This window comes from Haladaptatus halobius (genome assembly GCF_020618475.1).
GTDB lineage: Archaea > Halobacteriota > Halobacteria > Halobacteriales > Haladaptataceae > Haladaptatus > Haladaptatus halobius.
In genome coordinates, this window is record NZ_CP085337.1 from 230,682 (window position 1) to 253,838 (window position 23,157).

Below are 23,157 nucleotides of genomic sequence, written 5' to 3' on the forward strand. Positions count from 1 at the left end.
CACCAGTGTTGGTTAATATCGTCAGTCAACCGCTAGCTCATCAATTGGCTTTGTCGTTGATGCACCGAGGGGTTCACCATCGAACACCACTGGTTCGACAAAGACGTTCTCGTGGGCAAGCACAGGGCGTTTTGCCCGACCCTCCTGTTCGTATTCGACGATGCCCGCTTCGTACAAGATATCTAGATCGCGTTTGACGATGCTGATGTCGCGGTCGACCCGGCGTCCAAGGCCACGCATTGAGCGAACGTCGGTCGTCGCGAGTTCGGTGAGCAATTCCATCCGTTTGGGCGTCAGTACTCGTTCGGCCGTCTCACGCAAAAGCATGAGAACGTCGCTAAAGCCAGCTTCCGCTAGCCGCCGAATGTAATCACTGTTCTTTGTAACCGTCTCCGCATAACAGGCTATGTAAAAGATGGTTTACAGTGAGAAGAGAGACCTTATGCAGTTAGTTGCAGATTGTGATAATTGATTCACAGCGAGCAGGTGTATCTTACTCGGTTAGTATCTCACACATAACAATTAAGTAATCCCTATCATTTTGGCGTGTCACCATGCAATTATCCGGCTTCGGCCTATCAGATTATAGGCGACTATTGAAAACAGCACTCGATCACGATTACGAGTTCTACACCGTGGCCGAGTACTTCAATACGAGTTCCCCGGAGACCCCGTCGATCATTCTCCGACACGATGTTGACCGTCGAGTCAGCAACGCGATATCGATGGCCGAGATCGAAACCGATCTGGGAATCGATGCAACGTACTACTTCCGGACAAGTACGTTCGACCCGGCCATCGCCAGTACAATGGAAGCACAGGGTCACGAGGTCGGTTATCACTATGAAGACCTTGCGAAAATGCGCGGCGACGTTGAGGCAGCCCACAGGCGATTCGCAACCAACCTCGAGTCGTTCCGTGAGCACGTTACCATCGATACCGTCTGCTCCCACGGCAGCCCGCTCTCTCCCCATCTGAACACGGACATGTGGGAAGACGCCCGGACACCGGCGGATTACGACCTCATCGACAGAGCGTACAACGTGCCGGCCGATGACGGAACCAGCGACCGGGTGTATTTCTCCGATACGGGCCGCGACTGGAACGTGACCGTTCCCGGCTTTGGTGACGTCCATTCAACCGACGACGTGGTACGCACTCTCAAATCAGGACAGTGCCAGGATCTGTATATTCTCGCACATCCTAGTCGATGGGCGACGAGTCGTTTCCAGACCGTTGAACGACCGGCCTGGGATTTCGCCGCCGAGACAGGAAAAGCGTTCGCGAGTGGTGCCCATTCTCTCCAACGAACGAGTGGACGGCTCGCCAAACAAACACGCGTCGTGCAAGCGATCCGTACACTATCCAGCGCCTCTCCTCGGAGGGAACGATAGTGAGCGACAACACCCTATCGACGACACGACGAGGCGTTCTCCGAAGCGGTGTGGCTATCGCCGGAACCACGATGGTCGCTGGAATACCGGCCACTGCCGCCGATTCAAACGGCAAGTTGGTGTTTACGTACGATGATGGCCCCGTCAAGGATTTTACCCATACGTATCAAAAAGCACACCGCAAGGGAGGTGTGCCCGGTTGTTCAGCCGTGCCGGCGGCCAGTGTCGGAAATAGCGATAATCTCAGCGCGAAACAACTTCGCACACTTGCGGACGAGGGCTGGGAGATCATGTCTCACTCCGTCCAGCACCGCTCGCTGGGCGACATCGAGATCACGCGCGACATCAACCCGGATGATCAGAAGATCTACGTAGAGACAAACCACCACGGGAAGATTCCGGGCGATACGCTCGTCGTTAACGATGGGTCTCGGTCGACGATTGTCACGGTGGCCGGGAAAGGCTCCGACGGACGAGGCGAATTCGTGGAACTTGAATCACCGATCGGGCAGGCGTTCACCGCCAGCGACGGCGTTACCGAACGCTACACGGACGACATACTCCGTACTGCACTCGGCGGGTCGAAAAAGCAACTCGAACAGTACGGGGTAACCGTCACGAACATCGTCATGCCGTACGGAGGCTACGGGGAGCGAACCCAGGAACTCGCCGGCGAGTACTTTACCGCTGTTGCGAACGGCGGCCTCGCGATCGGCGGGCGAGCGCAGATTCACCGTGCTGGCGAGATACAGCTTCCTCACCTCTCGAGAGCGATGTTCCGTCGTGGGAAGATGACGAAAGCTGAACTCGGAACGTTCCTTGACAAGGTCGCCGCTGCCGACACGCTCGGCATTCTGGGCGGCCACAGCTGGTGGCAGGAACGGCTCCCCCCAGCACGAATTCGGATGGCGATACAGATGGCGAAAGACCGGAACATCGACATCGTCACGCTCCATGATGCACTTACCGACCTCAAGGTCACCGATTCATCGACATCGAGGACAACAACTACCAAGACGTCGCAGACGAACACCGAGGGTGGGGCCCCCAAAACAACCCAGTCGAGTGAGAAGTTCCCGGCTGGTAAAAACAACGAGACAACTAACCGACCCACGACGGAAACAAATCAACCTGGATTTGGCTCGTTAGCGGCACTCGTCAGTATCGGATGTGGAGTCGCTCTCAAGCGATATAGGAACAAGTGAACTACCCCCCATCCTGCTAGGTTTTGTACCCCGACTCGTCAGCGCGTTATTCCTGGGATTTTCACTCGACGCATGGTGTCTGACAGTACTTCCTCATTAAATCGCAAACGGAAGTGGAATTACCTTAGTCGTCGCTCTCTGGGGAGTACGAAACTGCCTCTGAGTCAGCGTAGGCTATCTGCACCTGAGAAACCAAGAATTCAACGTCGGCTGTGAGAATTTCTAGCATCCGAATCTATTTTTGGTCTGTGTTAGTCTCGACGTGCTCGCTGCTTCCATTCACGCTCTTGGTGTCGTTCAAAGACATGTCGGCAGTTCTCACCGACTGTTGCATGGACCGTTTCTCCAAAGGCCACGAGATCAGTCATAAATGTCTCCTGGAAATTCTCAAGAATCTCGTAGGACCACCGGCCAGCGGTCACGTCATCAGAATCGTTAGGTGCGACGACACCTCGTGGGAGGTACTCATCGCGAAGCGCATCCGCGAGATCTTGATGGTCGCACTCATGGAGGAGATCCTCTGCCGCTGCTAAGTGATTCATTGCTCTTCCTGTATTGTGATGAAACGCTACGAGGTGTCCGTGTGCTCGATGAAGCCGTTCGATGCCCAATTCGACTTCGTGGAGCGCCTCTCTTTCAGTTTCACTTATCTCCTCGATCTGTTGCTCCTTACCTGCCATGTATTGTGTTACCATTCCTCCTACTATAGAGGTTCTGTTGCCAGCGCACGACCTATACAAACAGAACTTCCCCAAATCGATTTCTGAACGTGCCGTTCTGCGTCTCTGCGTGTTGTCGCTGGCACGAACACGCTCTCTAATCGGATGAGACGGATTTTCTGCTCCATAACCTCATACGCGGCAGTGGATACACCTCGAGGGTGCCGCTGTAATCGATGCGCCAATTCTCCCTTCCTCTCCCCATTCATAACTACACCACTCTCCTGCGAGTCACGAGAGTATTTGGTATTTGATGACGTAGTAAAACGGCCCGACTACGAGAGTGGCAATCAGTAGTGCTATTGTGATAGCTAATAATAGAGGAAGGTCTATCTGGAAGAGGAAGTAAAAAGAAGCGACCAGTGCAGCGATGAGAACGATGGAACTGACGAGAAAGATGACTGGTTGTGTTAATGCTTTTGTAGGTTCTTCCCGACTCATAATAATGCATCTGGCTCACAGGATAATAAACAGATATGGGGTCACTGTATCCACCGAGGAAAACAAGAATAGGTTAGTATGGAATACTAATGAGATATATGCGCTTCATCTGAGGCCACCTTGAACTCGCCCTCGAAGAAGTACGAAACCCGCCAGCGGAGACCAGGAGGAAGTAGCGTTTGTATTTTTCAACGTTCAGGCCACCAAAGAACTAATACGGCTCTCCATGTTTATTGGTAACATGGGTGCAAGCCAGTCAGCACTGTACATCCGAATATTTCTGTTGAGCCAATTACTTCTCTGGATCAGTCTCCTCCTACTCGCCTGGTGGATCGGAAGTCTTGTGCTCTAAGTCAGTTCGACCTTGTTTTCCTCACCTCCCGGGAATGCCGGCGTAATTGATGCGCGAATCGTTGGAGTAGTCTGTCTTAACCAACAAACGTGGTAGTTAACTCACCAGCGTTGGTTAAAGTTCTTACCAGCTTGAGGTTGAGATCTCTGAGTGCTTGTCGAAGTTGGTCAGGGTTGCGAACCGGCTGTTACTCTACTTGGGTCGCCGCCCTCGGGGAAACATATTTCGCCCGCTTGAACCATTCACCACACTCGATCTGTGCCATCTAATTCGTGTCGTTGACATCCTTTAATCACCAGCCTGCTGCATCTTTGTCTCAGCCTCACCGACAGGCGTCTCCCAAAAATCGATGTTACGGTCTATCGAGATGAGCGTCGCAAGTAACCCGAACAGATGGATCAGCGGCTGAACGCTTATATTCGCAGAAAGTATAGATCAAGATATGTTTCGTGGTCTCCTGACCCGGCTCACCGCCCGCTTCAAGGGCGATAGGGCTGCCGATGACGAAGAGACGGAAGATAGTCGATTCATCCCCTCAGTCCTTGATTCTTCCGTGCGGTACTCACACGGAGGAAGCAATTCTGAGGGGGATCGTGAGATAGCCCACATCGAAGAAGAAGCTCAGCGGCTTTCAGAACACCAACGCAAGAAGTGAAGAAGAATTCCTCTTGCTACCGGTAGAGTCTCCTTGTCTTGCAGGGTACGCCTGTCAGTAGACACTAGGTCGCTGACAGTGTGGTCGAAGTTGGTCGAATTTCACGTTTCTATGTAAGCACGCAACACGGATCAACGTCGCCCGTTCTATCCTGTAAACAGGGGGAGTGCTTCATTACAGGGGTAACTGCTCAGCTGAGTTTCCGGTTTACTTTTGCTCTGCTACGGAGAGCTATATCACGCTCACAACCGTTCTGAGAAACATGGCACGACAATTCGTTCTCGTCCCCGGAGCATGGCTCGGCGGCTGGTGCTGGAGGTATCTCACCCCGCTGCTCCGCGATGAGGGACATGACGTATATACACCGACACTCACTGGACTTGGTGAACGAAAACACCTCATGCGGTCTGAGATTGGCCTAGAAACACACATCACGGACATTGTGAATGTGCTCGAATACAACGAGTTCACGGACGTTGTTCTCCTCGGGCATAGCTATGCAGGGCTTGTAGTGACGGGCGTGGCAGAACGAGTCCCAGAGCGGCTCGCACACGTCGTTTATTTGGATGCACTGGTTCCGATGGATGACGAGCCGGTTTCGGCATCTGAGTTCTATCCACCGGACGAGTGGGACGCGATGGAAGCGGCGGCAAAAGACCATGCTGGCGGCTGGCCGTTCCCAGATGACCATCCGGGCTGGGTGGGTATTTCAGACGAGGACACACGGTGGATGCGGGAAAAAGCTGTCCCGCATCCACTGAACACGTTCAAACAGCCGGTGAACGTCAGGAATCCGGCAGCAGCAGCGTTACCCACCAGCTACATCCTCTGCACCCAGAACGGGATGGACGACTCCATCCTCGATACGATTCGGCAACTGTGTGAACAGCGGGAGTGGGAACTCCGCGAACTAGACACGGGTCACTGGCCAATGGTGTCGATGCCTCGGAAACTGGCTCACCAGCTTCTTGAAGTCCCGTGTAAGGAGTAAGCGGAATTCTACGCTGTAATCTATCGATTCTCGTCCGGCGCTCACTATCTTCACTCGTGCCGCATGGCCACACCGGGGAGGTGACGAGGGCTGGCAGAATAAACATGAACCGCGCCGCGACCACACCGATCACGCCAGCCCGCGCACCCGCTGCGAACTGGCGAATACACCACTGTCCGAATTGCACGATTTTATAGAAACGTGCAACCAAAAACACCGACAAGCCGCGAGACTACCAAAATCAGCCGATTCAGATTTCTGAGAGCGCCGTCCCTGATCTTTATATTACATAAATTTCATGACTAACACGCAATAAGGACAGAACGGAACAAAGACGGGACCCATACTGTCTGGTTCAGTCGGGAGGAATATCGTGCGATCCCCCGCGCCGCCGACTCGTTCGAACACGAGATTGCCATTCGGTTGATGGGTGACTGTGACTTGCGCGTCACCGAAATTCTCGGCGTCACACCCTCGGACATCTCGCGCATGGACGATGGTCGCCATTACGAACTCGAAATCACGAATGGCAAAGACACGACCGGGAATTACGACGGTGGGAAGCAACGCGAGACGTGGTTGCCGGTCGAGGTTGAGGCGACGATCAATCGCTACGTTCGGGAGGCGGGTCTTGAGGACGATAACCCCCTGATTCAGCGGTCGAAACGTACCGTCCAGTACTGGGTTGAGAACGCTGCCGACCGCGCCGTCGAGGAGACAGGCAATGACGACTATCGGCGCGTCTCGACGCACGACTTGCGCCGCTGCTGGGCGAATCACCTCCTTGTCGAAGAGAACGTGTCACCGCGAATCATGATGGCGCTCGGTGGCTGGTTGAGCTATGACGCGATTGAGCCGTATCTCGCTGCGCCCATCGAAGCGAATATCATCGAGTCGATGAGCGCTGTTGAACTATGAGCGGCCAATCAAGGGCCGAGAATCACTACTCCTGAATTCAATAAGTGGAAGTAGAACACCCCCGTTACCACCGAATTAATCTGTGCGCAGTTTGTGGTGCATATCTCTCAGAGGGTGTTGGATTCGAAGATTCACTGCTGCCGACACACTTTCCGATTACAAACGCGTACATCTTGTCTAACGATGGGCCTCCTCACCCCCTGCTCTACGGCGTCGGTACGGTTCTTCCGCTCATGGCCGGTGCCGCAATCGGCTCCCTCCGGCGACCGCCACAGATGGTCATCGCTGCGGCCCCCGCATTCGCGAGCGGTTCTCTCATCATTGGTTTGGCGTTTGAGTTGTTGGAGCCAGCGTTCTGAACCGCAGGTTTCGGGTTCACCACGGCGAGCCTCCTCGTCGGAACCGGATTCTACGTCGATCGCCGTGAACGAAGGGAATCGTGGGTTGCGGCAAGATGTGATGACCATCGGCCGCTCCTGAATAAGCAGTGTAACATTATGCAGAAGTAGATAAAACAGCGCGGTATCCCGTTGCATTGAAATTGCTACCAAAATCTGCTTCAGCAAACCTTTATCATGATCATTAGCTTTGCACCACAGGGATACACAGATGAGTACCTACGAACTACCAGACTTACCGTACGACTACGCTGCGCTCGAACCAGCGATCGACCAGCGCATCATGGAACTGCACCACGACAAGCACCATCAAGGCTACGTCGACGGTGCGAACGCCGCTCTCGACACGCTCGAACAAATGCGTGAGAACGGCGATTACGGCGACATCAAGGGCGTCGAGCGCAATCTCGCATTCAATCTTTCAGGGCACGTCAATCACACCGTCTTCTGGGAGAACATGTCCCCCGATGGCGGCGGTGAACCCGGGGGTGAACTTGCTGACGCGCTCGACGAACACTTCGGCGGCTTCGATCAGTTCAAATCCCACTTCTCGGCGGCTGCTAAAGGTGTCGAGGGCTCCGGCTGGGGCTTCCTCGTCTACGACCACGTTGCCGACAAACCACTTGTGACCGTGGCTGAAAACCACCAAAATCAAACGCCGCAAGGTGTGACGCCACTCCTAGTACTCGACGTCTGGGAGCATGCGTACTATCTCCAGTACGAGAACGGGCGTGGTGAGTACGTCGACAGTTTCTGGGACGTCGTTAATTGGGACGACGTTGCCCAGCGCTACGACCAGGCGAAGAACGCGGACGTGCTCGGCCAGCACTCCCACTAACTCATACCGCCTCCAATTACTCCTACACGTTTGTTCCTCATTGCTTCCTCCTCGGCGAGTGCCGGCTATTGCTCGCCAACGTCAACCGGTACGTCGAAGTCGTGGAAGTGCTCGCTCTTTTCCTTAGTGAGGATATTGAGTGCTGCCGCAGCGCCATCGCCTGCGGAGATGATAGCTTGCCACTCCTCAGCCCGAACCATCGCACCCGTCGCATACGCATCCTCAACACTGGTCTCCATCGTCACACCCACGTCGACAACGTCCTTGTCAGTGGATATACACCCAAGTTCCTCGGCGAGGTCGCGCTTCGCGCCGGTCGCCAGGATGACATAGTCTGCCTCGTGTTCGTCTTCGTCGGTAGAGACGGTGAATCCATTGTCGCGGAGGTAGGCGAGATGACGGCCAGAGCTACAGCCGACTTCGAGGATCGCGGCATCCTCATCGCGTAATACTCAACCACAGTGGTGAGGGTCTCACTTACCTCGTTTGTCCCGATCTGGGCGTAGTACGCGGGTGAATACTCTTCTGAGCGTTCGGCCCAGACGCGGTGATTATCAGCCTATCTGAGTGGCTACTTCGAGCTGCCCCGTGGATTAGCCGCTTTATCTGAATTGCAGACGCAAAACTTCAAAGAGGAAGGAGTCACCGTCCATCTGCTTCGTCGAAGGGGAGACGATACGGCCACCCCGGGAACTGCTTGGCATCAGCAGCGGTCGGGTCAGTATTCTGCGGCCAACACTCGATATAAAACACCTCTTCGTCGTGGTTTACATGGACGATTCCGTAGCCTTCACTCTTTAACTGCCGATCGAACACATGTCGTGACCCGTGCTCATTCCCCGCCTTTCTGAACGGGAGTTTTGGATTCATTACCGCAAGCGCCCGGAATTTATTATTGTGACCATCTACAAACTTCCCCGTGTTTGCATCCGCCCCTTCGGTTGTGCTATCCTTCTCAGGGACGAACCACCGTTGATACAGAGTGCTGCCTGCCGTGCCTGTAAACTGGACGACACCATCTGTATGGTCGTCAATGCCGTGGCGCACGAGTGACGGAAAGTGCTGATCGCCCGCCAGCATGAGCTCCCCAGCTTTCCGAAGTGACTTGAGGGCGCGGTCACGCGCCCTCGGGGGATACGCATTCGTATCGTATCCCCCGACTGGGTTCCTCCTTGACGTTGTCAGTACATCCGAGAAAATCGTCTGCGTCAAACAAATCTTGGGCAATTCACGGTCTTGATCCACCCACGACTCTAAAAATCGCTGCTGGCGCTCTCCCGGTAGCACTCGGTTATCGGGATCACGTTTCTTGTTTACCTTCGGCCTGTGTTTGAATGCCCGACTTTGGAGCAGCGCAAAACTCGTCCCGCCGTAGGTGAACGCGCCGTAATAGACCGAAATTCCGCGTTTGATCGGCGTCGGATCATATGGATCGGGAACTGCAGGTGGAGAACGGCCAGGCTCTGAATAATTCAACTTCACCGATTATCCATTAAGCAGATGGTAGATCGATTACGAGCGGCCAGTACAAATTAATTGCATGAAGATGCAACTACAGTAATAAACCGATTCCTCGTTGGAATAGGAGACTATGATGAAAGAAAAGATCCTCTGCTGCACCGAATATCGATGGATAGTCAGTACCAAAGATAAGCCACCTGACGAGGTAAATCGGTGTGCTATCCAGCATTTTCGGGAAACAGGCCATCAAATCAAAAGTCCTCGGTGGTAGCTGTCTCTATGATAATTGCTAGTGGGGTCTGCCTAACCATGGAAAAAGCGGATTACACGGCTATTTTTTCTCCCTTTCATCAGCACCGCGACCGAGGAGCAGGGTATTTTTGACTAAATCCTTGTGACTACGCCGTAAGCGTTCTGAAGGCTGTGGCGGCTGTGCGGTAGCAGAAATTGGCCCCTGACGTTCGAATGCCGACGCGGTCTGCGAATCATCGATCTCGTCGGCCTGTATGTTCCGTAAGCGACTCAGTGTGCGTCATCGATACATTCTGCATCTGTCCAGATCTGCTCGAATAACCGTCTTCCCCAGGTGCGCGCTCGATCTGATTCTGCAATGAACTCTGTTTGCATATCGTATATTCCATCGAAGAACGGGAGTGAGAGTAATAGACTGTCATCAGTCACTGCCAACTCGAACGACACGTCGGCGACTCGTACGTCGAGACCGTCACTGGGATCGGAGACTGGGCTCTCGTCACCAAGGAGGGCGGAAAGCACACTCTCTGGCACTACGAGTCGACACCGCTCACAGTCATTGAGGAGTGCAGTCAAATACCGCTCATCATACACTGGTGCCACGACGCATGCAGCGGTTGTCGCTTCTAATCGGTTTTCAAGCTCACGTACTGCGAGCGATGGCTGGGTCTCGCTCGCTCGAATCACCCAACCAGTGACGAGTTCTGCGAGGTCAACCTGGAACGAACGGGGAAGGACAGTAACGTCGTGAGACTGCCAGAACTCTGGATCGGTCTGAATAAGCTCGTTCGTTTTCTGCTGGCGACGGAGGAAGATGCCGACGATCGAACCGGTGCCAGATAGTCGCCACTCATTCGCCTCTGAATTGTAAATCAATCCCCGGTTCTCCAGCGTCGAAAGGGCATTGTATATCGCTGATTCACTTGCAGATCCTTGCTCTAATAGTGCTTGGACTGAGCGTTGTCCGTTCGCGATTGACAGGAGGACCTCAGTACGCACTTGTGATCGAAGCACATACGTGATGAGGTCCTTTGATTTCTCCTTCATACTTAACGACTGAGTTTACCACATTATAACCGAACTAGAGTATGAAGATAATTTGAACGCAAGGGGGTTAATCAACATAGTTCTATTTCGATGACGATGATCGTTGCGATGGTTTGTGCGATTGACTAGCAGTCCCAATCTATCATACTCAATGGAAAACGTGCGCTTTCTGTGCGAATCAATAGATCTCATACCACAGAACCCTTCATCCGTGTTCACTCACGCTAGTGAGGGATCGTGGATCGATCATCGCTTCACCGTACGACCATGGAAGAATTCCAAATTCTGAAAGTCGAGGTAGATGTTCGTGTTCAAGACTAATCCTCATTTGTTCTTGTTCGGCAGGAGTAACTTCGTCGAGCTGTCGGTTCTTCACACGACTGAAAAGCTCTATTGCTATCCGTGAAAGTGGAACAGCAGTGTCCTGCTCAATCAGGTAGTGAATCAAATACCGTCGGTGTTCATTTGCGAGAAGACTATAAACTTCGTTTGGATTCGACTCCAGGACTTTAGAATCGATCGGTTCCAGTAGTTGACGTAGTTCGTCAGTAATCTCTCTTTCGTCTTTGTCTGTCATTGTCTGTCTTACTCTGGGGGTGAATATGAATTGATGGGTTTCTATTCAAGTGTGTCTGATCCTCTAGTTACAGTTTAAGTTATAAAAATAATCCTTCTTTCTATCACAGTATAGTGCTCATATCAAGAACTCACAGGTGATGAGACAAGTTATAGTTGCAATCCATCTATTCGTTCCCAGCTCCCTGAGTTCAATAAAAGATACGTGGAGTGGTATGTTGATTCGAGTTTTTATTCTCTTCACCTCATTAGAATACGTTAAATTGTATTTTTTGCCAACGATCCCATGGATTTTTGATTGTACGACGCTAGTGACACAGAGGATTATGAGAGTGGAGAGAGAACCAGACGCTATCCCCTTCATATGTGGTGTCAACACACCACTTGAATTCAAGTACAACCGGGAACAGGATCTCTCATTGGGTTCCACTATTATCCAACATATGATCGAAGCAGCAGGTGTGGACCCAACAGACGTTCCCAACCCGCTATATGCGAGCGTGGATCCAGATGCCTTAGAAGCGGTGTTTCAACCACAGGGGGATGGGACCCCACCGACGGCCAGTACAGTATCATTTACGTTTGCAGGTCACTATATCACCGTCCAAGGAGACGGGCACGTTCGAGTTGAGTCCGAACTCGGCCGCTTGAGACGGACCGGTGGCAACATTCTGGTCACGGGTTGCGTGCCTGAGGATCTTCTCGACCAACTGAGCGTTCAACTTCTGGGTGAACATTCACTTAGTCGCTCGCTTTTCTTTACCCAGTATGGAAAATCAGCCGAGGGCGCACAAAGGCGACTCTCGCAGATCGGGACACCAGCAGAGAACGCCCATATCCTAACGTATGAAGCAGGTGCAGGTACACGTTCAGCTGCGCAATCGTACGTTAATCAGCCGCATCAGGCAAGTGTTTCATCCGTGATTGGGACCCTTGAGGAGTTCCAAGTTGCAATTCAAGAGAAGATAGTCGATCTACAGGAACAGCGGAACGGATTTGATCCAGGAGAGCTACGATTCAGTTTCGACTCGCTTCGATTGCTTCTCGAAGAAGAGGACACTGGAGCTGCCAGACAATTCATTTCAACAGTCACCAAAACAGTCGAAGACGCGAATGGACTCGGTCATTATCTTTTCCCGGATACATACTATTCAGACACTGTGCAAGCAGTCAAATCCGAATTTAATATCGTCATCGAACTACGGTTGAGTTTTAACGGGTTAGAACAACAGTTGCACCTACACGATACCGATCATACGACAAAGTGGTTCCCGATATAATAGGAATCGAACGAGGGATCAATTCGCGTTCGAATAGTGGTAGCTCTTCTCCAGTGAACCAAATCCTTTGGGGAGTACCTGCCAAAAATCACTTGGAGGGATCTGTATGAACCCAACGTTCCATGCTTCTGGCGATGCAACTCTTACAATTATTGATCCGATTCAGCGGCGCCAGTATCCACTCCAATTATCCACCAATCCACATCCTGACCCAGCTGATACTAGCCAGTTCTATTTTCCAGTCGATAACGCCGTATCAGTAACGACAGAGAACATTGAGTTGCCATATGTTGTAGGCGTCTACGTTCGAAACCTGTCGGGCGATGTCCTCGTTAAAACGGAAGAGTTTGCCTACGAGGAGCTACCAGAACGCGAGTACCTAATCGAACTTAATGGACCGATTAAAGTATATCTCCGTGTCACCAGTGCACTCACGGTTGCATCGTCAACAGATCGGATGGAGCTTGATTTTGGAACAGCGACACGAGTCCAGATTGGAGCACGTTCATATCATGAACGACCAGGAAAGACGATAACGACGACGAAAGAACCGTCTGACATGATGAAAGCGATCTCCATATTTGGTTCAGCATTAAAGACAACGAGCTGTGAGCGCTCACTTCCTTCGCTTCGCGGTCATCCTCCACAGATCAAACTCGGTGATGAAATGCAGATTCCGGACGAACTATCTGTACCTGCGTCCGGTGTCCGTATCGAAGTACCGCCGAAATTACAAACGATCTACCCAGTGAGTTCCCTTGCATACTATCTTGGAGCAAACGTTGTTCCTGGTCCCCGTCCTCGGTTACTCACAGACCGCGGATTTTGTCAGGATCTTCGCCGTTCGTCCGGGGACTTTGAAAGCGAAGTTGAGGGAGTGCTTAGACAGGTTTTCTTTTTCGATTGTATTACGCGGACTGAGGGATATTATCAAGTTGATCTTCATGAGCGGCAAGCGATCGAGGAGCATCTCGACTTGGCGTTCGATGAATTGTATGAGAAATCACTCGCTGAGCAGCTCGAAGCGTATCTCGAAGTTCCGTACCAGTCAATCCAAGATCATCTTCCCACTTGGCCCTTAACAACGTTTGTGACTGAGGAATTCCAGAATATTGAATCGCTTCCATTCCTTGTTAATAACTTATCGCTCATTAGGACGGTCGAGAGTAACCGAGACCACGCTACTACACTCGAGTTACCCGACTCGGTTAACGGGTTCGTGCGAAGTACTGGGACTGATCACAGAGGGGAATTCAACAACAGGTTTAATTCCTACGTAGCACTTCCTAAGACGGATTCTCTAGAACGAGCCTGGCTAGGAACCGGGAACCCTGTCGGCGTGAATAAAATCATCAAAAAAGCCTTTGAGAATAAGCTCTGTAGGAGAGCTTCTACCGAAGGGATCAAAATTACTGTAGTTTGTAATGATCCGGATATGAGCTCTGAATACGATGTCGGTGATAGTCTCTATGGCGAACGCGACGAATTGGAATTCAACATCGACGTTCACCGAAATCTCACCGTTGGCGAATTGCATGCGGTGTTTGCAACTGAAACGGATTTTCTCCACTATATTGGACACATTACAAATGATGAATTTGTTTGTCGGGATGGTGGCTTAGACGTTAGGAATATTGGGGATGTAGCAGTTGACACATTTCTCCTGAACGGATGTCGATCATACGAACAAGGCAAGCGATTAATTGAGGCAGGAAGCATTGGTGGTGTCGTAACTTACAGTCACGTCGGAAACAAGAGTGCAACGAGAATAGGACGCCTTATCGCTCGTCTACTAAATCGAGGATTTTCACTTCGATCTGCCCTCACTCTCGCCCAAGAACACCAAATTGTCAGAAATCAATATGTGGTTGTCGGCGACGGAAGTGTAGAAATCGCGCAGTGTGAGAACGGGACTCCGATGGTGTGTCAGATTGATCCCGATCAGAAGAATCTATACGATGTAAAATTAACAACCTTCCCCACAATCGAACAGGGAATTGGCTCCTTCTATTGGCCCTACATTGATGAGATTCAAACCTACTTTTTGATTAGCGGCGACCTCCCATCATTTACTCTCTCTAGGGATTCTCTTACTCAATTCTTACGTTTAGAACAAATCCCGGTCTTATTTGAAAACAAACTACGTTGGTCGACTGAGATCGATTTGGGTGATCTCTGAACTAGGAAATGGTAGTACCGTTCGCTGCTGCTACGTTCCCTGTTTGTGTGAGGAGGAAGCAGATGGTGAACAGGACACCAAGCATTCGGGGATTCTCTGCGAGGTAGGCCGTTACCGTGTCATTACTTGTAGTCATGCATAAATTGCTAAGATGCCACTCATATTATCTTTTGCTAAATAGTGTGAACAGAAGATGAGTTGATGATTTTACATCGATCCATGTTTTAACTGTTTCTTTTATGATTAGTCCAAACCGGCCGCGATTCCAAGAGAGAAAGTGCGTGGAAATGGGGGCGATCTACGTTCCAAGTGAGCAGTGAAGGTTACGGATACTCAGTCACTGAGTACAGATACAATAAAACCGACAAAGAGAGAGGACGAACCGCTTCAAATCGCGCGCTTGAAGCAGTGTTTATGACACAATGTAATGGGTTCGTCCGTAGGGATGGTTACGATCATTCTCGCTATTTCGTGAATTCGTCTAACTGATCACCTGCATACCAGATCCGCCCTTCTGGATAATCTCGTTCAAGCCAGCTACTTTCTTCTAGTTGGTTGAATACTTGTCGAATCGTGCTATTTGACGGTAAGTTCTCTGGAATGTTCAGGCACTCTTTGAGATCGGGAAGACGAAATGCTCCTTCTTCGGTCGCTACTTCAAGGGCTGCCAGGACGATTTTCGTCGATCGATGTGTGCCATCAAGAACTCCTCAACTCGCTGTTCGTTCTGAGCGACCCTGGAAAGTCGTCGACACGTCCTGCATCCGCCCAGACCTGTTCGAACAGGTTCGTTCCCCACGTACGCGCCCGCTCTGTCTCTGCGATGAACACGGTCTGGACATCATATGATCCGTCGAGGAGTGGGAGCGAGAGCAGCAAGCAGTCGTCAGTTACGGCCAATTCGAACGTCACGTCGGCGACTCGTATGCCAAGATCCTCGATAGAACCGGAGATCGGACCCCCGTCATTCCGGAGGGCAGAAAGCACAGCCTCTGCTATTACGAGTCGACAACTCTCGCACCTATCGAGCAGCGCGCTCCACTGCCGTTGGTCGTAGGTTGGTGCAACAACATCTGCAGAGGTCGTCGCTTCAAAACGATTCTCAACCTCGTGCACTGCTCGCGAGGGCTGTGTATCAGTCGCTCGAATGATCGATCCCGAAACCAGTTCCGAGAGATCAAATTGAAACGAATGTGGGAGGACAGTGACATCATGAGACTGCCAATATGTTTGATCCGTCTTGATGAGCTCTTCCATCCTTTGCTGTCGATGGAGGAAGTTGACAACAAGTGAACCGGATCCAGTTAGGTACCACTGCTTCGACTGTGAATTATAAACCAGCCCATGATTCTCTAGGTTCGAGAGAGCATTATACACTGCGGACTTGCTTGCACTCCCGTGCTCCAATAATGCTTTGACTGAACGCTGTCCATTAGAGATCGCTCGGAGGACGGTAGTACGTGTCTGCGATCGAAGCACGTACCTGACGAAAGACTCTGATTTCTCTCTCATACTTTACTACTAGATTTTTTTGTGTCCGAATCGTTCGATGCCCGATGTCGTTCTTTCACCTGAATCGACCGGCAGGATGGTTTTTCGCTAACGACTAGGGAAATCACACAGCGACTCATAACAACACACCCTGCTTACGATAGCACCCCATTTTGTTATTTAGCTCATTCTCGGTGTTCCAGCCATACGTCCTGACAAATATACGAAAAAACGCAACTATTCTGTTAACACGCCGATTATTTTTATCGTTGCTCTCAATGCGAAATTAACAGCGACCGTTGGTGAGTACCAAAGATGTGATATAGAGTACAGTAACCATGTAATTATCCAGTTCTCGTCCAGAATATACGGAGAAAACGAAAAGTTCTGGAAAATTCTACTAACAGTAGAAAAGGGGGACTTGGATTGTCTTTCGAACTTTTCTCCGAGAAACCTTGAATTACGACATGTTTATCAAATCTATATTAACCACTTATAACAACTATTTTCTCTTGGCGCTCGTTCGAAGGATGGGTACAACGTTTGCGATATAGTGTCCGGAGGTATAGGTCAACTACTCCGGCGTGAACGCCGGGGCTTGTCGTTGAACTCCCGTTCAGGCCGAAACTTCGACGGGTGAATGATCGCCGCTCACGCTCAGCGTTCCCAACTTCAGGGCGAGTTGACGGTTCGCCCGTCCACGCGGAGACTTTTGCCCCGCGCAGATGTGTTTCAGGCCGATGTTCTTCGACGCGTTGTAGTCTGCGTGTAGTTCGTAGCCGCACTTCTGACAGCAAAAGCGTTAGCGTACTCCGACGAGTTGTGAAGGGGGACTGGTTTAGGCCAACGGACTGTCTTCCGTGAATCAACAGCAGGACTGTCACTGGCAGTGGGCTAATAGGACTATCTGTAAGAGGAAGGAGAAGGCGTCTTCCGGTAGTGTACAGCTGATTTACTCCGGAAATATGGTGTGGTAATAGTGGACTATCAGTCTGGTTGCTGCAGACTGTCTGAACTGCTGGGATTCACTTGAAAGACGGGGTGTTTGACGTCAGAGTAGGCACCCGATTTCTGCCGACTGATTGTCCACTGCGTGGGATGGTTTGTGAGCGGTGATATGCTAATGGATTTATGGTCGGCGTGGGCGGGGCGGTTATTGGGAGGGCGAGATACTCGAGTCGTCGAGACTGTCCAAGTATGATAGCGATTTGACGAAGTACTACAAGTGCAATGATACGGTGAGTAGGGGTAATGTGGGGTTAATAGATGAGCGGAGGACAGGAGCCACTACCCTGTCCACCGAATGCCTCACAGATGTACCTGATACTCCATGTCGATATAATTATTCACAGGAAAATAAATTGATAATACAGTGATGATATTGTTTGTCGTAGATAAATACTAGTGAGAGAATGCATACCACAGTACCGCTGATCGTCTACGCAAGCGAGGAAACCATGGACAAGAAGGTAGAAGTATGAGTTAATTCGTCAGCTCTTTGCGGCCCGTTCTCACACACGACCAGCATGGGAAGCCGTCGAGGCCATCACAGTCGCAGTCCTCTGGCTCGAAATCGTTTTCGTCGTCCTCTGAGGGGAATGCGTTGAGCGTTCCGCTGTCAGTTGCAGCTCTCAGATGTCCTCATTGACGAACTTCGACAGTTGTGTCTGCCATCAACCACTGCTGATCACTGTCCTCTGGATTCCGTATCTCAACCCAGCCAGTCTCACAAAATAGCATCTCGAAAGTTACTCCGTCAGACATTATGTGCTGCCTCCGACGAGAGACGCGGTGGTTCGCGAATGTTCCCGGAGTCAATGATGGCGATTCTTACGCTAGTCATCAGGGTTTCTTAAGAATAATTATTGCTCTAATCTCACTTTGTTATGAATTCAATACTAGAAGGATAAAGAGTTCCTACCGAGAAAAACAGTGGTGGCCGGGGGTGAATCTTAACCAGCACTGGATCGGAAATGACCACTAAAAGCGAATTGTGTGCAAGTGGAAGGTAATAGGAGACCATCACAGTCGCAGTCGTTCGGCTCAGCATCGTCTTTGTCATCCTTCGAGGGGAAGGTGGTGAGCGTCTTGTATACGGTCGCGTTGTCGACAGCGGCCATGTGTTTGCAGAACTCGTTGCGGTGGATATGGTGAGGACACGTGCAGGCCATCAGGTCGCCAGTCACATCGCCGATAGAGACGATGTATTGGTGACCTGCGGGAGTCTCGTAGCTCTCATTGATGACTTCGTTGAGTCCGGGGCTTCAATGTCAAAGGAGAATTGTTTGAATTAGAAGAAGGATATTAAATAGTGGTGATGATATAAAAAGGGCTGGCAGAGAAAAGAGTATCCCCACCGGTTTGTTGTCCCTCGCTTGATTTTATTCAGGCACCTCGTAACAAAGGCAGATGTGGGTGTGAAGCTTTAGTAGAGCATGCCCAAAGAGCTTCGTGACATCAGTCGTCGTCGATTCGTAAAGGCGGCTATAACTTCGACTGCCATGCTTGGCGGTGTTTCTTCAGTAGATGCCCGCCAGCCCACCAATTCTTCCCAGTACTCCATTATACAAGGTGGGAAATGCATTCCCATCGAGCCGCTCACGATGTCGGGGCTCCCCGTCAAACAGTTCTACGACTATCGCACGCCCGGCACAAAACCACGCTCGTATAAGTACGCCTCGTTCGGAACGGAAAATCTTCAGCGGTCGGAAACTAGCATTCTCTTTCTCTACAAAGGACCGCAAGGACTGAGTCTTGTCGCAATTCATGATAAGATTGACGCGGGCAGCGGTGGCGCAGTCACATTTAGAATCACCAATCTCCCTGCTAATGGAAAATTCATCGTCAAAGATGATAGTTACAATGGTTCGACAAACGTTGATACATGGGACTATTCGACACACCGGCGTTCGAATGGAAAAAAGACTGCGACCGCCAGCATCAGTTGGGCGTATTCGGCAGGACGCTCGGACGGCATGGTCTATCGCGGTCTCGGGAACGATTTCGAGGTCACAATCCATCCCCAATTCAACCAGCAGGCCATCCTATCGGATCAAAACCAAGGGAAGATTAAACTGTGGCAAATTCTGTCCGGAAACGTAAATAACCCCACGCGCACCAAACTGGATATGAGCAAACCGGTTACAATCTCGTCTAAACCTTGCCAGTCAAAGACAACGACACAACAGACGACGCAGACAAGCCGGAATAAAAGCGATAGCAAAGCCACGACGGCCCAACAACAGTCAACTAAGAACACGAATACAGAACCGTCGTTCTTCGATCAACTTTGGAACGACTTCGCCTCCTTTTTTAACCATACCTTCTAGATATATTTATTATACCACTGCAGAAGAGCGTTGGGCGTTCGTCCGGGAACAAGTGGCACTGTCCAGAGGAATCTGGGCTCTCGGTTGGCTGCGGGATTCTCGTGATTCTCTTTGGTCACTTCGACCATTTCGGGGACTTCGACGTCGACGGAGAACTGTTCGGTCTGTGCGCGTTGCTGTGCCGTCTCGTCAGCTTCAAGGCCTGCAGATGGGTATATAATTCTGGTAGCATTTTAGAAGTTCAATGCTGGGTGCTTGAACTCCCGGCGTGTTTTATCCCGCTCAAGAGTATCGCTTTTCCCGAGCGGTAGAGATCATTGCATCGACCACAGGGGATAGTCTTTCAGTAATCATCAAAATGCCATAATACAAGGCACCGATGTATCGGAGACCGTAATCTTCTCGGCATTAATCTGAATATAAACAAGTAGAGAATGGCTGCTGATGAAAATATTTCCGTTGATGGGTGGCCGACTGAGCGTGAAGCACTCACTTATAAAGAAGCCCGTAACGTTATTGATGCCCAACGCGAACCACTCAGCGATATCGATAATAAGGCACTTCGGACGGTTCGTTTGACTGCGGTTCTCCTTGGACTGTTTGTTGCTGCTGGCCACATTGGTGGACCAGAACTGTTTAACCATGAGCTATCCGCTGTTGGCATTATACTATTATTTGGATCGATTGTCTGCGGCATCGCCACAAACAGCGAGTCAGATATCTTTCTCGGCCCAAATCGCCCATACGTTAAGCAACTTACTACTGATTCATTCGTTGGGACAAGCTGGCATTCAGACTATCTCATGACGGCAGCCTACTGAATCGGTGAAAATGCCGAGGATATTCGCTGGAACGGTCAGTTGCTTACGCTGACCCAAGGATTGCTTGTTCTTGGACTTGGGATACTGACGCTCGTAGTAGCTTTTTAAGCATGAATACCGTAGTTACACCTAATGAGTAAAACCGCCGAACCGCAGTCTCCAGAGGAGTAAGGACAACGTAGCGGCAAAGGCCCAGCTTGGCTCTCGCGATTGCTCGGTCGTCGCAACAACGGGTAGTATTGATACAGATCAACGATTTTCTGTGGGAGTTTGACGATGAAATAGCCACTGCTGTACTGCCCTCACGAATCATGTCGAAATACGTAGTGGCAGACAGGACACTTTCGTTCGAGTTCAGCGATTACGTAATCACTTGTACTACCGGTCCATCTACAGTCCGGACATTGAGTGAGGCCAGTACCCATTTCATTTCACAATAACCTCCTGCATTAATTAATTTGGAAATGAGTTCCTTGAGCCCATCCTCAATCTTGTATACTTAATTCCATCATATATCTTCTTTGTAGTTATCTTTGCACACTACAAACAGATTCAATCGTGTGAGGGTTTATAGTACCGGTCTACGAATCGCGAACCGACATGTCGCAGACAACAGTATCCTACAAGGATGAACACATCTACGAATTCACACCGGACCTCGAACCAGTATACACCGCAGAGAATGGTGAGTCGCTCACTATCGAAACGATTGACAGCCTTGACGGGACGATACAAGAGAACACAGACATCCTTGATGCCATTCCTGAGGAGGTGAATGCTGCAACAGGTCCGATTGCAATTGAGGGCGCCAAACCTGGTGATGTTCTAAAAGTCACAATCGAGGACGTCCGTGTCAACGAAAATCGAGGACGAGTCGTCACTGCCCCTGGGTTTGGTCTCCTCCAAGATCACGACGATATAGAACATCCGTTGACGCGAATCACACCAGTGCAAAACGACTCCATCGAGTTTGAGGGGCTCAATGTAGAAATCAAACCTGTTATTGGGACTATCGGTGTTGCACCCGCCACAGAATCGTATACAACACTCGTCCCCCACGACCATGGTGGAAACCTCGACACGACAGACATGACGGGCGGGACAACAGCCTACTTCCCAATCTTTCAAGAAGGGGCAATGTTAGCCATGGGAGATTCGAAGGCGGCGATGTCCGACGGTGAGATGTGTGGGACTGGATCGGAAATCGGCACAGATATTGATGTTACCCTTGAGGTGGTGAACGATCCCCCTGTTTCGCTCGAACGACCACTGGTCGAGACAGAAAACGAGTGGAAGACCATCGCAAGTGCCGAAACAATGGAAACTGCTGTGGAACTGGCCAATCGCGACATGGTGGAACTGCTCAAACGTGAGCACGATTTCGAGGCGACCGAGGCCTACATGTTTTCGAGCCTCGTTGGCGGCCTTGAAATCAGCCAGGTTGTCGATCCCCTAGTGACAGCACGGGATGCAGTTCCGAAAGAGTACCTCTCGAATCCATTTTGATTGGATACACACATCGTCAGGCCGTGCCTCGACGACGACAGCATGTAAATATGGTTTTGCTACTGACTGCTATGAGGCCTTCTGATTAGTATAATATATTAACCTACGAAATCGATTTCTCCATAAAATCATAAGCGGAAGTGGAATGCCTCCGAGACCCTGGAATCAATCTGTGCGGAGTTCGTAGTGTAGTTTACTCAAATCTATTTTGACTTTACAGAAAAGATTTACCATGTCCTGCATACCCGTTTGGTATGTATTGAACATGTCTCTTCCCGGGCATCGGTACTTTTGGTATCGTTAGCGGTAGTGTCTTAATCTGGTACACATTCAAGCGGCAGATGTGCTTAATGGTACTAGGCCCTGGGAATCACTGTTCGCCAAATATTGTGTATTTAATCCCCGGAATTAGTCATTCTCATCGGAATCAGCCACTTCGTGATTCAACCTGACATAATCCACCTACCGATCCGCCAGAACCTGGGGCATGAGAGATATTCATTCTCTATTCAGCATGAAGCTGATTTTCTGTCTCAGAAATCCGTAATAAGAAGTAATCCCCGGCACCTCCGTGCCCTCGACAAAGCGGAAAACATAGAACCGCCGAGCCAAGGTCTTTTGAGACCGATTTCCCAAGCCAAAACGTAGGATTTCGCGTTATCGAAAGGGTGTCTAAGAGAGTTCATGTACTCGGTTAGGTTCTCTCTCGTACCGTGCACCGACGACTCCATCTCTCGTGTCGCTCCAATGTTCCAGTACAGCTTGCGCTCCTCTTGCTCCATCGATTAATAGTAGTTCCACGCTCCGTCGGGGATATTCAGCGTAGCTCCACAGTAGGGCACGTCGCAGTCTGGACATCGGGTACTTTGAACCGTTCGCGACACTCTACGCACCTCCACTTGACGCACTCGTCGGTAGTCATCTTCTACATCCTTGTTCTCCACGAATTGTATGTTTGACACGTAGTGGATTAACTATCGAAATCCGAATCAGTGATCGTTCTGTCTCGCCGGTGTGCGCCACTTTAATCGAGCCGTTCACGTTGCACCGGCCCCTCGCAGTTCGATAATTCGGCCATAGATTCAACTTTCTTAACCAGGCAGATGCTGACACAGCGTCCCAGTCGGACGATTCTACTTCCGCTTTTGGATTTGTCGGGAGGAATCGATTGTTTCTCCGTGAAAACTCACAATTCGGCGCGAACAAAGGCAAGTCAGCGGACGTATTACCAATATATTCGTGCATAGAAGGGCAGTTTCTCCGCATTTGTACGGTGTACTAGTTATTGCTCTAATCTGTTCGAG

The 23,157-nt window shown here is 50.6% G+C and carries 19 protein-coding genes and 3 pseudogenes; 12 read left to right on the forward strand and 10 right to left on the reverse strand.

Annotated elements, in window-relative coordinates:
- Positions 1 to 21 precede the first annotated feature (21 nt).
- Entirely contained in the window at positions 22 to 327 is a 306-nt protein-coding gene (locus LIW51_RS25020; protein ID WP_227378848.1) for an HVO_A0114 family putative DNA-binding protein, read from the reverse strand.
- Between the two features lie 269 nt (positions 328 to 596).
- On the opposite strand from LIW51_RS25020, the gene LIW51_RS25025 reads away from it, so the two are divergent.
- Both LIW51_RS25025 and LIW51_RS25030 read left to right on the forward strand, forming a co-directional pair.
- Positions 597 to 1,394, forward strand: coding sequence for a polysaccharide deacetylase family protein (locus LIW51_RS25025; protein WP_227378849.1), 798 nt, complete (start codon positions 597 to 599; stop codon positions 1,392 to 1,394).
- Positions 1,394 to 2,599, forward strand: coding sequence for a polysaccharide deacetylase family protein (locus LIW51_RS25030; protein ID WP_227378850.1), 1,206 nt, complete (start codon positions 1,394 to 1,396; stop codon positions 2,597 to 2,599). The genes LIW51_RS25025 and LIW51_RS25030 overlap by 1 nt, the downstream gene beginning before the upstream one ends.
- Before the next feature lie 251 nt (positions 2,600 to 2,850).
- Here LIW51_RS25030 and LIW51_RS25035 read toward each other — a convergent pair whose 3' ends face one another.
- Entirely contained in the window at positions 2,851 to 3,279 is a 429-nt protein-coding gene (locus LIW51_RS25035; protein WP_227378851.1) for a hypothetical protein, read from the reverse strand.
- Positions 3,280 to 4,553: 1,274 nt separating this feature from the next.
- Here LIW51_RS25035 and LIW51_RS25040 point away from each other — a divergent pair.
- From LIW51_RS25040 to LIW51_RS25060, 5 genes are all read left to right on the forward strand, one after another.
- Entirely contained in the window at positions 4,554 to 4,766 is a 213-nt protein-coding gene (locus tag LIW51_RS25040; RefSeq protein WP_227378852.1) for a hypothetical protein, read from the forward strand.
- Positions 4,767 to 5,028: 262 nt separating this feature from the next.
- A complete protein-coding gene (locus tag LIW51_RS25045) occupies positions 5,029 to 5,757 on the forward strand; it encodes an alpha/beta fold hydrolase (RefSeq protein ID WP_227378853.1) in 729 nt (242 codons plus the stop codon).
- A 312-nt stretch (positions 5,758 to 6,069) separates the two neighbouring features.
- On the forward strand, positions 6,070 to 6,675 hold the full coding sequence (locus LIW51_RS25050; RefSeq protein ID WP_227378999.1) for a tyrosine-type recombinase/integrase: 606 nt from the start codon (positions 6,070 to 6,072) through the stop codon (positions 6,673 to 6,675).
- Between the two features lie 173 nt (positions 6,676 to 6,848).
- On the forward strand, positions 6,849 to 7,034 hold the full coding sequence (locus LIW51_RS25055) for a hypothetical protein (protein WP_227378854.1): 186 nt from the start codon (positions 6,849 to 6,851) through the stop codon (positions 7,032 to 7,034).
- A 250-nt stretch (positions 7,035 to 7,284) separates the two neighbouring features.
- On the forward strand, positions 7,285 to 7,911 hold the full coding sequence (locus tag LIW51_RS25060; RefSeq protein ID WP_227378855.1) for a superoxide dismutase: 627 nt from the start codon (positions 7,285 to 7,287) through the stop codon (positions 7,909 to 7,911).
- A 65-nt stretch (positions 7,912 to 7,976) separates the two neighbouring features.
- Here the strand turns inward: LIW51_RS25060 and LIW51_RS25065 are convergent.
- From LIW51_RS25065 to LIW51_RS25080, 4 genes and pseudogenes are all read right to left on the reverse strand, one after another.
- Positions 7,977 to 8,291, reverse strand: a pseudogene (locus LIW51_RS25065) (thioredoxin reductase); the annotation flags it as partial.
- Between the two features lie 262 nt (positions 8,292 to 8,553).
- Positions 8,554 to 9,387: an alkaline phosphatase D family protein gene (locus tag LIW51_RS25070; RefSeq protein WP_227378856.1), complete on the reverse strand. Its 834-nt coding sequence runs from the start codon at positions 9,385 to 9,387 to the stop codon at positions 8,554 to 8,556.
- A gap of 507 nt (positions 9,388 to 9,894) precedes the next feature.
- Complete coding sequence (locus LIW51_RS25075; RefSeq protein WP_227378857.1) at positions 9,895 to 10,671, reverse strand: helix-turn-helix transcriptional regulator; 777 nt, start codon at positions 10,669 to 10,671, stop codon at positions 9,895 to 9,897.
- 205 nt (positions 10,672 to 10,876) lie between these two features.
- On the reverse strand, positions 10,877 to 11,248 hold the full coding sequence (locus LIW51_RS25080) for a DUF7344 domain-containing protein (protein ID WP_227378858.1): 372 nt from the start codon (positions 11,246 to 11,248) through the stop codon (positions 10,877 to 10,879).
- 442 nt (positions 11,249 to 11,690) lie between these two features.
- On the opposite strand from LIW51_RS25080, the gene LIW51_RS25085 reads away from it, so the two are divergent.
- Both LIW51_RS25085 and LIW51_RS25090 read left to right on the forward strand, forming a co-directional pair.
- Positions 11,691 to 12,527, forward strand: coding sequence for a DUF7504 family protein (locus tag LIW51_RS25085; protein ID WP_255767575.1), 837 nt, complete (start codon positions 11,691 to 11,693; stop codon positions 12,525 to 12,527).
- Positions 12,528 to 12,633: 106 nt separating this feature from the next.
- Positions 12,634 to 14,706: a hypothetical protein gene (locus LIW51_RS25090; protein ID WP_227378859.1), complete on the forward strand. Its 2,073-nt coding sequence runs from the start codon at positions 12,634 to 12,636 to the stop codon at positions 14,704 to 14,706.
- Between the two features lies 1 nt (position 14,707).
- Here LIW51_RS25090 and LIW51_RS38735 read toward each other — a convergent pair whose 3' ends face one another.
- The 4 genes and pseudogenes from LIW51_RS38735 to LIW51_RS39485 form a co-directional block, all read right to left on the reverse strand.
- Complete coding sequence (locus LIW51_RS38735) at positions 14,708 to 14,842, reverse strand: DUF7503 family protein (protein ID WP_255767576.1); 135 nt, start codon at positions 14,840 to 14,842, stop codon at positions 14,708 to 14,710.
- 563 nt (positions 14,843 to 15,405) lie between these two features.
- Positions 15,406 to 15,963, reverse strand: a complete 558-nt coding sequence (locus LIW51_RS25095; protein WP_227378860.1) for a transcriptional regulator FilR1 domain-containing protein — start codon at positions 15,961 to 15,963, stop codon at positions 15,406 to 15,408.
- 69 nt (positions 15,964 to 16,032) lie between these two features.
- A pseudogene (locus LIW51_RS40075) lies at positions 16,033 to 16,218 on the reverse strand (ArsR family transcriptional regulator); the annotation flags it as partial.
- Between the two features lie 595 nt (positions 16,219 to 16,813).
- Positions 16,814 to 16,993 (reverse strand): annotated as a pseudogene (locus LIW51_RS39485) (RNA-guided endonuclease TnpB family protein); the annotation flags it as partial.
- Positions 16,994 to 18,632: 1,639 nt separating this feature from the next.
- Between LIW51_RS39485 and LIW51_RS25100 the strand changes: the two are divergent.
- From LIW51_RS25100 to LIW51_RS25110, 3 genes are all read left to right on the forward strand, one after another.
- On the forward strand, positions 18,633 to 19,526 hold the full coding sequence (locus LIW51_RS25100; RefSeq protein WP_227378861.1) for a hypothetical protein: 894 nt from the start codon (positions 18,633 to 18,635) through the stop codon (positions 19,524 to 19,526).
- Between the two features lie 434 nt (positions 19,527 to 19,960).
- Positions 19,961 to 20,347: a hypothetical protein gene (locus LIW51_RS25105; protein ID WP_227378862.1), complete on the forward strand. Its 387-nt coding sequence runs from the start codon at positions 19,961 to 19,963 to the stop codon at positions 20,345 to 20,347.
- Between the two features lie 600 nt (positions 20,348 to 20,947).
- Positions 20,948 to 21,853 carry an acetamidase/formamidase family protein gene (locus LIW51_RS25110; protein WP_227378863.1) on the forward strand — a complete coding sequence of 302 codons (906 nt, stop codon included), beginning with the start codon at positions 20,948 to 20,950 and terminating at the stop codon, positions 21,851 to 21,853.
- Positions 21,854 to 23,157 lie beyond the last annotated feature (1,304 nt).

What these genes read in the sequence shown, in the direction of transcription:
- LIW51_RS25020 (WP_227378848.1), bottom strand. Translation starts at nt 327, where the DNA reads ATGCTTTTGCGTGAGACGGCCGAACGAGTACTGACGCCCAAACGGATG.
- LIW51_RS25035 (WP_227378851.1), bottom strand. Translation starts at nt 3,279, where the DNA reads ATGGCAGGTAAGGAGCAACAGATCGAGGAGATAAGTGAAACTGAAAGA.
- LIW51_RS25040 (WP_227378852.1), top strand. Translation starts at nt 4,554, where the DNA reads ATGTTTCGTGGTCTCCTGACCCGGCTCACCGCCCGCTTCAAGGGCGAT.
- LIW51_RS25045 (WP_227378853.1), top strand. Translation starts at nt 5,029, where the DNA reads ATGGCACGACAATTCGTTCTCGTCCCCGGAGCATGGCTCGGCGGCTGG.
- LIW51_RS25060 (WP_227378855.1), top strand. Translation starts at nt 7,285, where the DNA reads ATGAGTACCTACGAACTACCAGACTTACCGTACGACTACGCTGCGCTC.
- LIW51_RS25075 (WP_227378857.1), bottom strand. Translation starts at nt 10,671, where the DNA reads ATGAAGGAGAAATCAAAGGACCTCATCACGTATGTGCTTCGATCACAA.
- LIW51_RS25080 (WP_227378858.1), bottom strand. Translation starts at nt 11,248, where the DNA reads ATGACAGACAAAGACGAAAGAGAGATTACTGACGAACTACGTCAACTA.
- LIW51_RS25085 (WP_255767575.1), top strand. Translation starts at nt 11,691, where the DNA reads ATGATCGAAGCAGCAGGTGTGGACCCAACAGACGTTCCCAACCCGCTA.
- LIW51_RS25090 (WP_227378859.1), top strand. Translation starts at nt 12,634, where the DNA reads ATGAACCCAACGTTCCATGCTTCTGGCGATGCAACTCTTACAATTATT.
- LIW51_RS38735 (WP_255767576.1), bottom strand. Translation starts at nt 14,842, where the DNA reads ATGACTACAAGTAATGACACGGTAACGGCCTACCTCGCAGAGAATCCC.
- LIW51_RS25095 (WP_227378860.1), bottom strand. Translation starts at nt 15,963, where the DNA reads ATGGAAGAGCTCATCAAGACGGATCAAACATATTGGCAGTCTCATGAT.
- LIW51_RS25100 (WP_227378861.1), top strand. Translation starts at nt 18,633, where the DNA reads ATGCCCAAAGAGCTTCGTGACATCAGTCGTCGTCGATTCGTAAAGGCG.
- LIW51_RS25105 (WP_227378862.1), top strand. Translation starts at nt 19,961, where the DNA reads ATGGCTGCTGATGAAAATATTTCCGTTGATGGGTGGCCGACTGAGCGT.
- LIW51_RS25110 (WP_227378863.1), top strand. Translation starts at nt 20,948, where the DNA reads ATGTCGCAGACAACAGTATCCTACAAGGATGAACACATCTACGAATTC.